This window comes from Providencia sp. PROV119, from assembly GCF_028482435.1.
Lineage (GTDB): Bacteria > Pseudomonadota > Gammaproteobacteria > Enterobacterales > Enterobacteriaceae > Providencia > Providencia stuartii.
This window is the reverse complement of sequence record NZ_JAMPQL010000010.1, coordinates 1-12,215: the sequence shown is the minus strand read 5'-3', so window position 1 is coordinate 12,215 and position 12,215 is coordinate 1. Positions and strand designations below refer to the sequence as shown.

Sequence of the window (12,215 nt, the reverse complement as noted above, 5' to 3'; positions counted from 1 at the left end):
CGCGCGATGCTGATCATTGATTTAGTGAGATCTTGGAGCCTTATTGTCTATGATGGAGCCTTACCATCCCCCTACTGATCCTTGGCTATATGTTCTGTATCAAGATGAACATATCATTACGGTGAATAAGCCAAGTGGGTTACTGTCTGTTCCCGGTAAAGCCCCTGAACACCATGATAGTATTATGAGTCGCATACAGCGCGACCACCCACACGCTGAGTCTGTCCATCGCTTAGACATGGCAACCAGTGGCGTCATGGTTGTCGCACTAAATAAAGCCGCTGAACGGGAATTAAAGCGCCAATTCCGTGAGCGAGAGCCTAAAAAACACTATATTGCCCGAGTTTGGGGCCATTTAGAGAAGCAGGAAGGTTTAGTGGATTTGCCGCTTATTTGCGACTGGCCAAATCGACCAAAGCAAAAAGTCTGCTTTGAAACAGGAAAAGCCGCACAAACAGAGTATCAGGTCTTGGAATATGAAGAGCAAGCAACCCGTGTAAAGCTATCCCCTATTACAGGCCGCTCTCATCAACTCCGCGTACATATGTTAGCGCTAGGCCATCCAATTCTTGGAGATAGGTTTTATGCCCATGAGCAAGCGCGTGCACTTGCCCCTCGCTTACAGCTTCACGCCCAAGAGCTTTACATCACGCACCCTGCCTATGGCACACCGATGCATTTTAGCTGCCAACCCGATTTTTAAATTTATTCATCAACTATTAGGCCGTAATAGCAACAATGCTACGGCCTATTGGCTAAATAAAAACCACATCGCAGAGTGCGATATGGCGAGAAAATTTATTTGAAGCCGCGCTCTTTTTTGATTAAATCATAAGCCGCTTGTATTGACTGAGCCTTCTGTTTCGCAAGTTCCATCATCTCGGGGGGCAACCCTTTCGCTATCAACTTATCAGGGTGATGTTCACTCATTAATTTACGATACGCCCGTTTAATTTTCGTTGGTTCATCATTAATAGAAACACCAAGTACCTTGCAAGCATCTTCAAGAGTTGGGCCATTCGATGATTGATAGTATCCGCCTGATTGCTGATGAGAATAGCCGTGACCAAACTGTCGGCCACCTTGGATCATATTTAAAAACTGTTCAAATTGTGTTTTAGAGATCCCTAACTCTTCTGCAATAATAAACAGAACCTTTCTTTCGTTTGGGTGCAAGCTGCCATCGGCAAATGCCGCCTGTAACTGAATTTCCAGAAACATCTGAATTAAGTCGAAACGACCATAGCAAGCCATACGTAATTGCTTCAGTACATCACGTAGTGGAAAGTCCGGTGATTTACCTTCCCTAAACGCTTGTTGCGCCGCTTTTCGTGTTTCCCCATGTATTTGCATTCTATCCATCAAATTTGATGCTAACTGAATGTCAGTCTCGGTTACACGGCCTTTTGACTTAGTTAGATGACCCAATATTTGGAAGGTACTGGCGAAAAAAATAACCTGACGATCACGTTTATTCATTGCACTAGCAAACTTACGTTGTGCCAAGGCTTTATCAAAACCATGCCCTAAAATTAAACCAATTAGCGTGCCCCAAATGCCAAAACCAGAGGCTATTGCCAGTACGACACCAATAATTTTGCCCCAATAGTGCATATATCCCTCAATTCTTCAATGCTCAGAATCCAATTTTGCATTATCATACTATCCATTCTGCTCGGTGCATAACTACAAGCGCGTAAAGTTTTATACATTATACTGGCGCAATGTAGTTGGCTAAGTTAGTCTTTGAGCGTTTGTCGGCTATGCCAATTACGACGGAACCGCATATTTAATGATGAAAAAAAGTTATCCAACACTACTTGCATCCATGGTATGGATGGCAATTTATAGTCAGCAAGCGCATGCTGACCTAGCAGCACAATGTATGCTGGGCGTCCCGGTTTATGACAAACCACTAGTTGAGGGCGATCCCAAAGATTTACCGATCCGTATCACCGCTGAAGATGTTCAGGGCGAATACCCTAACTTTATTGAATACAGCGGCGATGTGGATATCCAACAAGGTAACCAAACGCTGACAGCCGATAGCGTTAAATTGACGCAGGTTAACCCTGATAGTGCTGATCCAATCCGTGAAGTTACTGCAACAGGTAACGTTCACTATGATGACCCACAAATTATTCTCAAAGGCCCTAGTGCTTGGTCTAACCTGAATAATAAAAATACTGACGTGAATGACGGCAACTATATGATGGTGGGTCGTCAGGGTCGCGGTGAAGCGAAAAAAATGAAAATGCGTGGTGAAAACCGCTATTCCATTATGGAAGACGGTACATTCACCACCTGTTTACCGGGCAATAATAGCTGGAGCGTTGCAGGCTCCGAAGTGATTATTGACCGTGAAGAAGAAGTGGCTGAAATTTGGCATGCACGTTTTCGCTTGGGTGATGTCCCGGTATTTTATAGCCCATACATGCAATTACCTATCGGTAACAAACGTCGCTCCGGTTTCTTAATTCCAACAGGAAGCTACTCTAATAATGATGGCCTAGAGTTTTCACTGCCTTACTATTGGAATATCGCGCCTAATTACGATGCGACAATTACCCCACAATTCATGACCCACCGTGGCATAAAATTAAATAACGAGTTTCGTTACTTGGTCACGCCGGGAACGGGAACTATCGCCTTCGATTTTATTAATCACGACCGCGCGTATGTGAAAGATAAAGAGCGTAATAAACGTGATGCACGTGACAGTGATGACCGCTGGTTATTCTACTGGCGCCATTCAGGAACTTATAACCAACATTGGAACTTCAACGCCGATTACACCAAAGTAAGTGATCGCCAATACTTTACGGACTTTAGCTCGCAATACGGGAATACAACAGACGGTTATGCGACGCAAAAATTCAGTACTGGCTATTCGGCTGAAAACTGGAATGCAACCCTAACGCATAAGCAGTTCCAAATTTTTGTGGAAGATCCCAATCGCCGTGCTTATAAAGCTGAGCCGCAGTTGGACTTTAACTACTACAAAAATAATTTAGGTGCCTTTGACTTACACACCTATGCGCAAGCTGCTCGCTTTACCAGTGTTGGCAAAAATAACCCAGATGCAACGCGTTTGCATATCGAGCCTGAATTAAGCCTTCCGCTGTCAAACGGCTGGGCGAACATGAACAACAGCTTCAAATTGCTGGCAACCCATTATGATCAAGATATTCCTAAAGCGAATAACAACGCCAGCTTAGAGAAAAATGTCACGCGCGTTCTTCCTATATTTAAGAGCGATGCCAAAGTCGTTTTCGAACGAGATCTACTTGAAGGCAGTGACTTTGTTCAAACCTTAGAGCCTCGTGTCCAATATCTCTATATTCCATATAAAGATCAGGACAACATTAACAACTATGACTCGGCCTTACTCCAGTCAGACTATAATGGTTTGTTCCGTGACCGAATTTATAGTGGTCTTGATAGAGTCGCTTCCGCGAACCAAATCACGACAGGTATCACAACGCGTATTTATGATGAATCCTTGGCCGAACGCTTTAACTTCTCTGTCGGGCAAATCTACTATTTTGAACGTCCGCGTGCGGGTAACTCCAGCCTGAAAATCGACGATAAAAGTAATACTGGCTCGTTATTGTGGGCAACAGACTCTTACTGGCGTATCAACGATAAGTGGGGGATCCGTGGTGGGCTACAATACGATCGCCGTTTAGGCAACGTCACCATGGGGAATGCTGTGACCGAGTATCGCATTGATGCTGATCGTTTGTTACAGTTAAACTACCGTTTTGTCGACCGTGACTATATTCAAGCGACCTTCCGTCGTGATGAATCAGGTGGCAACACTTATACCCTACCGGAATACCAAAAAGGGATTTCCCAAGTGGGTGCGGTATTAAGTTGGCCATTAAGTGAGCGTTGGGGCTTTGTTGGCTCTTATTACTATGATACTAAGCAGCAACAATCCGCCAGCCAATTAATTGGTTTACAATACAATACTTGTTGTTGGGCGTTCAATGTAGGTTATGAACGTAAGATTGTTGGATGGCAAGAAGACAAGTTCAGCAGTGAATATGATAATAAATGGTCATTCAATGTGGAACTTAGAGGCCTAAATAACAATCATAGTTTAGGTAGTCAGGAAATGCTTAATAGAGGTATCATCCCTTATCAGCGTGCTTTCTGATAATAAACACAAGCTATTTGATGCCGCTGCTTACTCACAATAAGGCGAGTTATCTGCTCGCCAAATAGTAAGCAGTGTCGCATAAATAAAACGATTAACCTGCCTCTGGCGGAACCTAAATCAATAGATAGGACCATTATGAAGAATTGGAAAACGCTTATTCTGGGACTGATGTTTGCAAGCTCCACAGCATTGGCTGCACCACAGCAAATGGATAAAGTTGCTGCTGTAGTCAATAACGGAGTTGTGCTGGAAAGTGACGTCCAGAATATGTTAAACACAGTAAAACTGAACGCACGCAATGCTGGCCAACAAATTCCAGATGATGAGACTCTTCGTCACCAGATCCTTGAGCGTTTGATCACTGATAACATCATGTTACAGATGGCAAATCAGATGCAAATCAATATCCCTGAAGAAGCCGTTAATGCCACAATTGCGGATATTGCTCGCCAAAATGGTTTAACTTTTGAGCAGATGCAAGCACGTCTAAAAGCGGATGGTATTGATATGGCAAAATACCGTAGTGAGATCCGTAAAGAGATGCTGATCGCTGAAGTGCGTAATAACGAAGTACGCCGTCGCGTGACTATTTTACCCCAAGAAGTTGAGTCTCTCGCAAAACAGATCAGCAGCCAAGCAGACTATGAAGCGAGCGTTAACCTAAGTCATATTCTCATTCCATTACCTGAAAACCCAACTCAAGAGCAATTACAAAAAGCAGATGCGATTGTTGCTAAGATCATGGATGAGATCAAAAAAGGCACCAACTTCGGCAAACTGGCTATTGCTTACTCCGCAGATCCACAAGCACTGAAAGGCGGTAATATGGGATGGTCTCGCCTACAAGAGCTACCAGTTGTTTTCGCTGAACAGTTGAAAAGTGCGAAGAAAGGCGATGTTGTAGGCCCTATTCGTTCTGGTGTTGGCTACCACATTTTGCGCGTTAACGAAATGAACAGCGCCAATAAAACCATTTCAGTCACCGAAGTGAAAGCTCGCCATATCCTTATTAAGTCATCACCAATTATGGATGATAACCAAGCGAGACAAAAGCTCACTCAGATCACACAGGATATTCGTAGCGGCAAGACCACATTTGAAAATGCGGCAAAAGAGTTCTCTGAAGATCCGGGCAGTGCGCTTAAAGGCGGTGAGTTAGGCTGGAATATGCCAGATGTATACGATCCCGCTTTCCGTGATGCCTTGATGAGACTTAATAAAGGCGAAATCAGTCAACCTGTTCGCTCAAACTTTGGCTGGCACCTTATTCAGCTAGAAGATACCCGCAATGTTGATAAAACAGATGCGGCACAAAAAGATCAAGCCTACCGTTTATTGTTCAATCGTAAATTCAACGAAGAAGCACAAAGTTGGGTACAGGAGCAACGCGCGGCGGCATATGTTAATGTCATCGATGGACGTGATAACCAATCTAATGACGAAAAATCTCAATAAACCAATCGTAATAACCCCCGGCGAGCCTGCCGGGGTAGGCCCAGATCTACTTATTCAACTTGCCCAAGAGTTTTGGCCTGTTGAGCTTGTTGCGTGTGCTGATCCTGAATTACTACTCGCTCGAGCCAAACAACTCAACCTGCCACTGTCATTAAAAAACTATCAATCAGGTAATGAACATGACGCCCAAGTACCGGGAACTCTGTCTATCCTTCCCGTCAATTTGAAAGCACCAGCGCAAGCCGGTGTGCTAAACATTGCCAATGGGAAGTATGTTACTGAAACATTAGCAAGAGCCTGTGATGGTTGCCTAAGTGGAGAATTTTCTGCCATTGTGACTGGCCCTGTCCACAAAGGGGTGATTAATGATGCGGGGGTTCCATTTAGCGGGCATACTGAATTTTTTGCCGATAGGAGCCATTGTCACCGTGTGGTGATGATGTTAGCCACAGAAGAGTTACGTGTGGCTCTCGCCACGACCCACTTACCCTTAAAAGATGTTTCAGCGGCAATCACTCAACAAAGTCTACGGGAAGTGATTACAATCTTAAATCACGATTTACGTACAAAATTTGCGATTGATACACCAAATATCTATGTCTGTGGCCTAAACCCGCACGCGGGTGAAGGAGGACATATGGGAATGGAAGAGATAGAAACCATTATCCCAACACTTGAGAGTCTTCGTGCTGAAGGTATGAATCTCATCGGGCCGCTGCCCGCTGATACCCTATTTCAGCCTAAATATTTAGAAGATGCGGATGCCGTACTCGCAATGTATCACGATCAGGGTCTTCCTGTGTTAAAATACCAAGGTTTTGGTAGAGCCGTGAACATTACGCTGGGTCTGCCTTTCATTCGTACTTCTGTTGACCATGGCACTGCGCTAGAGTTAGCAGGTACGGGTCGTGCCGATGCGGGCAGCTTTATTACCGCATTGAAGTTAGCTATCCAAATGACATATAAGAATTCATGAATAATCGAGTCCATCAGGGGCATCTTGCCCGCAAACGTTTCGGGCAGAACTTTTTAACTGACCAATTTATTATCGACAGTATTGTAGATGCAATACATCCACAACCAGGGCAAGCTATCGTCGAGATTGGCCCCGGTCTTGGCGCACTGACTGAACCTGTTGGTAGTAGAATGGATAAGATGACGGTTGTTGAGCTAGACCGTGATCTCGCTGCGCGCTTGCATGTTCACCCACAGTTAAAAGATAAGCTTACAATTATCCAGCAAGATGCCATGACAGTGGATTTCGGTGAATTAGCGAAGCAGGCAGGGCAACCTTTACGTGTTTTTGGTAACCTGCCTTATAATATCTCGACCCCGCTAATGTTCCACCTATTTACCTTTACAAACTCTATTGCTGACATGAACTTTATGCTGCAAAAAGAAGTTGTAAACCGCCTAGTTGCAGGTCCTGGGAGTAAAGCCTACGGCCGTTTAAGCGTTATGGCGCAATATTACTGCCAAGTTGTTCCGGTGTTAGAAGTGCCACCAACGGCCTTTGCACCGCCACCAAAAGTTGATTCTGCGGTTGTTAGGCTTATACCTCATCGCGAGAACCCTTACCCGCTGAAAGATATTAAAATGCTCAGTCGTATTACCACACAAGCATTTAACCAGCGTCGTAAGACGATCCGCAATAGTTTGGGGGATTTACTCAATGTTGAGCAGCTCACAGAGCTAGGCATTGATCCCGGTACTCGCGCTGAAAATATTTCCGTTGAAGCTTATTGCAAAATGGCGAACTACCTAGCAAGTTTGTCTGAATAAGTATCGAAAAGGAGGCACTATGCTTAACGAACCTAATGTTAGCATCCAAGTACAGAGTGTCTATATCGTCAGCCAGTCTCAACCTGAAATAGGACGATATGTATTTGCCTATACCATATCTATCCGTAACTTAGGCCGAGAGCCACTACAGTTAATGAGCCGCTATTGGCTCATTACTAACAGTGATGGTCATAAAACTGAAGTTCAAGGCGAAGGCGTTGTCGGTGAACAACCAATCATCCAGCCCGGTGCGGTATACCGTTATACCAGTGGAGCAATATTAGAAACTCCCATGGGTACAATGGAAGGTTATTACGTCATGTTAAACAGCCGAGGAGAACACATTCATGTGGATATTCCTCCATTCCGCCTTGCTTTACCTACTTTGATTAATTAATTATGTCGACATATCTTATTGGTGATGTACACGGCTGCTATCGCGAATTGCGTGCATTACTCGAACAAGTGAATTTTGAGCCGCAAAAAGATACTTTGTGGCTCACTGGCGATCTGGTTGCCCGAGGGCCTGACTCATTACAGGTCCTTCGCTATGTCAAAAGCCTCGGTGATTCCGTACGCATAGTGCTAGGTAACCACGATCTGCACTTATTAGGTATTTACTGCAAAATCAGCCGGAATAAACCGAAAGATCATCTCGATGAGCTACTCAATGCGCCCGACGCTGATGAATTAATCAATTGGTTACGCCGCCAACCGCTGCTACAGGTCGATGAAGAGAAAAAGATCATCATGGCTCACGCTGGGATCACACCACAGTGGGATCTGCCGACAGCACGCATGTGCGCACGGGAAGTAGAATCGGTTTTATCAAGCGATGCTTATCCGCTATTCATTGATTCTATGTATGGCGACATGCCAAATAATTGGTCTGAGAATTTAATGGGGCTACCGCGTTTACGCTTTAGTACAAATGCATTAACACGAATGCGCTACTGTTTCCCTCATGGTCAACTGGATATGATTTGTAAGGAAAGTCCAGCCAAAGCCCCTTCTCCCCTTAAACCTTGGTTTGCACTGCCCAATAAACTCCCTGAAGGCTATTCTATCTTTTTTGGTCATTGGGCGTCTTTGGAAGGGAAACATACGCCAGAAAATGTGTATGGGCTAGATACTGGTTGTTGCTGGGGGGGAGAATTGACGCTGTTCCATTGGGAAGCAAAACAGTATTACCACCAAAAATCACACCAAAAACGCCGTAAAGATTAATCATTAAGTTATGTTTATTTCCCTTAAATAGACATAACTTAAAAGCTATTCTTTTTAATTTAAACTGAATAGTGGTAATAAATTCATTAGATTTATTTTTGAATAGTGATTTAATTCGCTGCTTTCATATATTAATAAGCAAAAACGGAGCAATACGCTCCGTTTTTAAAATTACGACGCTATTAAATTCTTTTGGTTAAAATCTCAAAACAATAACCATGTGAATTGTTCTCATCCGCCTCATGGTACTCGGTGAAAATAGAATCCCACTCATCTGGCTCGTAAATTGGGAAATGAGTGTCGCCAATCACTTCTGCATCCACGTGAGTTAAATACAGCTTATTCGCCAGAGGTAAAAACTGTTGGTAAACTTTTCCGCCTCCAATCACAATGACTTCATCATCGTCAGAGCCTGTCTTGGTTTGCTTAGCCGCCGCCAATGCTTCTTCTACGGAGGAGACCCAGATAACATTTTTATCCGAACCCGGCTTACTACTTAATACAATGTTGACGCGCTGTGGAAGCGGACGACCAATTGATTCGTAAGTCACTCGACCCATTATGACTGGCTTATTTAACGTATTACGTTTAAACCAAGCAAGATCACCGGGTAAATGCCAAGGCATCGCTTTTTCCATGCCGATAACCTGATCAATCGCCATCGCTGCGATTAAACTAATATTCATTGAGTCACCTTAGAGGCTAATATACAAATTTGTGCTCACTATACGTAAACAGAAATGCTTCGTCGACTAAATTTAATCTTCCTTAAAAAGTGATTATTAATTTATACTCAGTTAGTGATAAAGCCGACTAAAAATAACATTAAAAATAAAATCAATATAGAGAGTGCAAATGTACGAGACCTCCCTTTTAATTGCCACTATCGCCACATTAGGCATGCTTTCCCCCGGGCCAGACTTTTTTCTTATCGTTAAAAACTCAGCGCGCTATCAGCGTTCAGCAGCGCTCATGACTGCAATGGGCGTCATTTGTGCGGTTGCCCTACATATGACTTATTGTGTCGCTGGGCTTGCGGTTCTTATCACCACCACACCTTGGTTATTTAACGTATTAAAATACGCAGGAGCGGCTTATCTGATTTGGATTGGTGTTAAAAGTTTGATGCCAAATAAAGGACAAAACCTAGACCTCAACAATACACAACACGAAATCGTCACTTTCAAAAAAGCATTTATGCAAGGCTTCCTTTGTAATGTTTTAAACCCTAAAGCAACATTGTTCTTTCTTGCTGTTTTTACTCAAGTTTTAAGTGTTGATTCGACGTTTGGTGAAAAGCTATGGATCGCCTTTATCATTTGGGGGCTTGCTGCTATTTACTGGCCACTGCTGGTGTGTTTGATCCAGAGTGCTCCTGTAAGAAAAGGGTTAGCTAAAGTACAAAAATATGTCGATAAAGTGCTTGGCGTTGTACTTATTGCTTTCGGGGTTCGAGTTGCACTCAGTTAATCAGATGAATAAAAAAATCCCTCAGCCATGATTGTTTAATGTCTGGGGGAAATACATAAATGGTTTTTAAACCATGCTCGCCTATTGTTAAAAACTCCCTATCAATCACGCTTATTTAACGATAGCTAATATAAAAATATTCACAAATAGCTTTAAACCCTAACTCTAAGATTGAAAGATCTGATCTCCTCCTACAGTTAATTAATTCCCCTATCGAATTACTTAATTATTTAACTCATACTTTTCATTATCATCAGTAAAAAGCATCGACTTAACTAAAACCAAAAACAAGAATAATCTTGTTCAGCCTTTTCATCAAATTGTATAATTTAACTTTAATAGATAAATAAAATTAAACATGGGCCTTATGATCATGGAACAAAATACGACTCTTTTTGATGAAGATGAAATGGAACAAATCAGTACTCTTGCCTCTTCCATATTACCGCCTTCCGAACTCGCTGAGTGGAATTCACTTTTGCAAAAAGCTATTCATCATCCCGATGATGTTTTAGAAGATGAAAAATATTCAAACTATTCGGATTTAGAAGCTGTGTTTGATGAAGATGACGACGATAGGTTGCAACTACTGTTTGATATCTTCTGTCACAGTCATAATATCGTTGTCGCTATTGATTGGCGTGGTGAAGATGATGATGATCAGTTAATCACCTTTTTGTCTCAGCGGATCTCCCGATTTGATCCTACCCTTGAAAAAGAACAGCTGTTCAAAACGCTTAAAGAGCATGTTGATAACAGTGAATTAGAGAATGAAGAGTTTGAAAACAGTACGGATTACTTCGCAGAAAAGTTTAGCCTCTTACAAGATTTTATTGAAAAGTATGGCTATAAAATGTGGGTGCTACATGTGGATTATGATTCATACCCTATCTTTATTGCAAGTATCGAGAATAATTCGGTCATAGAAACTGAAATGTTTATGGATTTTATTCCGAACTAAATCAGTAAAACCCCCCATTATTTTAGCGGTGCTTTAAGGCTTGAAATTAGCTTTAAAGTACCCTTTTTCTATACAATGACTGATAACACGACTCATTGTCAGCCCCCACAGCCCGACAAGTAGCCTCACTTAACTTGCTGCACCTTACTATCGTGCCTTGATTTGGTATTCAATAAAAATGACCAATATCCCATCATGCACCAACGCTATCACGACTAAAATAACGTCAGCAAAAACCCGTTAACCTAACTGTGCGCCTCCCCCAATAATTAGTGATAGATATCAATCAATTAAAAAATAAGGGGAGAGATAGGCAATATCCGCCCAAACACTCTCCTCAAGCAATAGCAATAACCTAACGCTTTGTTTATAAATATTTAATACTTAATGACAGAATAATAACTCAATTTATTTCGCTTTATTAGAGATAAAAATTGCGGTCGTTAAAAAATTCCGTTCCTTTTATCTCGTTTTTAGATGATATTTTTTTATACTGATAAAACAATAGGTTAAAGCAATTAAACGTTAGGAATTTTCTGGAACGTTTTTTCGCTCAATGTACATAGATTTTTGCTAATATTTTCGATAGTTAAGCGTTTTTCATCAAAATAACGAACAAAAGCGAAAATATTTCATTCTGTTTTCACGCCTAAAATGCCATTTCGAAAGTAGCAAATATCGTCATGACAATTATTTTACGCTAAGTCACTTATCCTAGGCCGTTCGGATTATTCCGATATATTTACATCCCTACCCCCGATATATATCATCCCCCCTAACCGAAATCACCGTGCGCATTGGCTGATATTAATGATATTGAGCAAGGAATATATTGCTCTTGTTGCAATAAACCATCGTTACTCATCACCTGACTTATTATGATAACTCAGGATAATAAAAGGACACATTATGCCAACTCCATGTTATATCTCTATCGAAGGTAAAACGCAGGGCAACATCACTGCGGGAGCATTTACCCCTGAATCCGTCGGTAACATCTATGTACAAGGTCATGAAGACCAAATGCTGGTGCAAGAGTTTTCCCACATTGTGACCGTACCAACTGACCCCCAATCCGGTCAACCTTCAGGCCAACGTGCTCACAAACCATTCCGTTTTACGGTGGCATTAAACAAAGCGGTCCCTCTGCTGTAC

General features: G+C 42.3%; 12 protein-coding genes. 10 read left to right on the top strand and 2 right to left on the bottom strand.

Annotated features, from left to right (window positions below; genetic code table 11):
* The first annotated feature begins 49 nt into the window (after positions 1 to 49).
* Positions 50 to 703 carry a bifunctional tRNA pseudouridine(32) synthase/23S rRNA pseudouridine(746) synthase RluA gene (gene rluA / locus PSF11_RS10470; protein WP_004924987.1) on the top strand — a complete coding sequence of 218 codons (654 nt, stop codon included), beginning with the start codon at positions 50 to 52 and terminating at the stop codon, positions 701 to 703.
* 95 nt (positions 704 to 798) lie between these two features.
* Here the strand turns inward: rluA and djlA are convergent, their stop codons facing one another.
* Positions 799 to 1,614 carry a co-chaperone DjlA gene (gene djlA / locus PSF11_RS10465; RefSeq protein ID WP_004924988.1) on the bottom strand — a complete coding sequence of 272 codons (816 nt, stop codon included), beginning with the start codon at positions 1,612 to 1,614 and terminating at the stop codon, positions 799 to 801.
* Positions 1,615 to 1,795: 181 nt separating this feature from the next.
* On the opposite strand from djlA, the gene lptD reads away from it, so the two are divergent.
* From lptD to apaH, 6 genes are all read left to right on the top strand, one after another.
* The gene (gene lptD, locus PSF11_RS10460; protein ID WP_014657657.1) at positions 1,796 to 4,162 is read left to right on the top strand and encodes an LPS assembly protein LptD; all 2,367 of its coding nucleotides are present in this window, start codon (positions 1,796 to 1,798) and stop codon (positions 4,160 to 4,162) included.
* A gap of 138 nt (positions 4,163 to 4,300) precedes the next feature.
* On the top strand, positions 4,301 to 5,620 hold the full coding sequence (gene surA / locus PSF11_RS10455; RefSeq protein ID WP_004924993.1) for a peptidylprolyl isomerase SurA: 1,320 nt from the start codon (positions 4,301 to 4,303) through the stop codon (positions 5,618 to 5,620).
* Positions 5,601 to 6,596, top strand: coding sequence for a 4-hydroxythreonine-4-phosphate dehydrogenase PdxA (pdxA, locus tag PSF11_RS10450; RefSeq protein WP_036944132.1), 996 nt, complete (start codon positions 5,601 to 5,603; stop codon positions 6,594 to 6,596). The genes surA and pdxA overlap by 20 nt, the downstream gene beginning before the upstream one ends.
* Positions 6,593 to 7,402, top strand: coding sequence for a 16S rRNA (adenine(1518)-N(6)/adenine(1519)-N(6))-dimethyltransferase RsmA (gene rsmA, locus PSF11_RS10445; RefSeq protein WP_014657655.1), 810 nt, complete (start codon positions 6,593 to 6,595; stop codon positions 7,400 to 7,402). The genes pdxA and rsmA overlap by 4 nt, the downstream gene beginning before the upstream one ends.
* 19 nt (positions 7,403 to 7,421) lie before the next feature.
* Positions 7,422 to 7,799 (top strand): Co2+/Mg2+ efflux protein ApaG, encoded by a 378-nt coding sequence (apaG, locus tag PSF11_RS10440; RefSeq protein ID WP_004924999.1) that lies wholly within the window; start codon positions 7,422 to 7,424, stop codon positions 7,797 to 7,799.
* Positions 7,800 to 7,801: 2 nt separating this feature from the next.
* Complete coding sequence (gene apaH / locus PSF11_RS10435; RefSeq protein ID WP_004925002.1) at positions 7,802 to 8,629, top strand: bis(5'-nucleosyl)-tetraphosphatase (symmetrical) ApaH; 828 nt, start codon at positions 7,802 to 7,804, stop codon at positions 8,627 to 8,629.
* Positions 8,630 to 8,811: 182 nt separating this feature from the next.
* Here the strand turns inward: apaH and folA are convergent, their stop codons facing one another.
* Positions 8,812 to 9,315, bottom strand: coding sequence for a type 3 dihydrofolate reductase (folA, locus tag PSF11_RS10430; RefSeq protein WP_004925009.1), 504 nt, complete (start codon positions 9,313 to 9,315; stop codon positions 8,812 to 8,814).
* 169 nt (positions 9,316 to 9,484) lie between these two features.
* On the opposite strand from folA, the gene PSF11_RS10425 reads away from it, so the two are divergent.
* The 3 genes from PSF11_RS10425 to tssD form a co-directional block, all read left to right on the top strand.
* Complete coding sequence (locus PSF11_RS10425) at positions 9,485 to 10,099, top strand: LysE family translocator (RefSeq protein WP_004925011.1); 615 nt, start codon at positions 9,485 to 9,487, stop codon at positions 10,097 to 10,099.
* A gap of 373 nt (positions 10,100 to 10,472) precedes the next feature.
* The gene (locus tag PSF11_RS10420) at positions 10,473 to 11,060 is read left to right on the top strand and encodes a DUF6630 family protein (protein WP_225829596.1); all 588 of its coding nucleotides are present in this window, start codon (positions 10,473 to 10,475) and stop codon (positions 11,058 to 11,060) included.
* A gap of 909 nt (positions 11,061 to 11,969) precedes the next feature.
* The coding region (gene tssD / locus PSF11_RS10415; protein ID WP_196712849.1) for a type VI secretion system tube protein TssD at positions 11,970 to 12,215 on the top strand (246 nt) is incomplete at its 3' end.

Bases quoted from the DNA above. Each gene is read 5' to 3' on its own strand.
- lptD (WP_014657657.1), top strand. From the start codon at position 1,796: ATGAAAAAAAGTTATCCAACACTACTTGCATCCATGGTATGGATGGCA.
- rsmA (WP_014657655.1), top strand. From the start codon at position 6,593: ATGAATAATCGAGTCCATCAGGGGCATCTTGCCCGCAAACGTTTCGGG.
- PSF11_RS10420 (WP_225829596.1), top strand. From the start codon at position 10,473: ATGGAACAAAATACGACTCTTTTTGATGAAGATGAAATGGAACAAATC.
- djlA (WP_004924988.1), bottom strand. From the start codon at position 1,614: ATGCACTATTGGGGCAAAATTATTGGTGTCGTACTGGCAATAGCCTCT.
- surA (WP_004924993.1), top strand. From the start codon at position 4,301: ATGAAGAATTGGAAAACGCTTATTCTGGGACTGATGTTTGCAAGCTCC.
- apaH (WP_004925002.1), top strand. From the start codon at position 7,802: ATGTCGACATATCTTATTGGTGATGTACACGGCTGCTATCGCGAATTG.
- folA (WP_004925009.1), bottom strand. From the start codon at position 9,315: ATGAATATTAGTTTAATCGCAGCGATGGCGATTGATCAGGTTATCGGC.
- pdxA (WP_036944132.1), top strand. From the start codon at position 5,601: ATGACGAAAAATCTCAATAAACCAATCGTAATAACCCCCGGCGAGCCT.
- rluA (WP_004924987.1), top strand. From the start codon at position 50: ATGATGGAGCCTTACCATCCCCCTACTGATCCTTGGCTATATGTTCTG.
- apaG (WP_004924999.1), top strand. From the start codon at position 7,422: ATGCTTAACGAACCTAATGTTAGCATCCAAGTACAGAGTGTCTATATC.
- PSF11_RS10425 (WP_004925011.1), top strand. From the start codon at position 9,485: ATGTACGAGACCTCCCTTTTAATTGCCACTATCGCCACATTAGGCATG.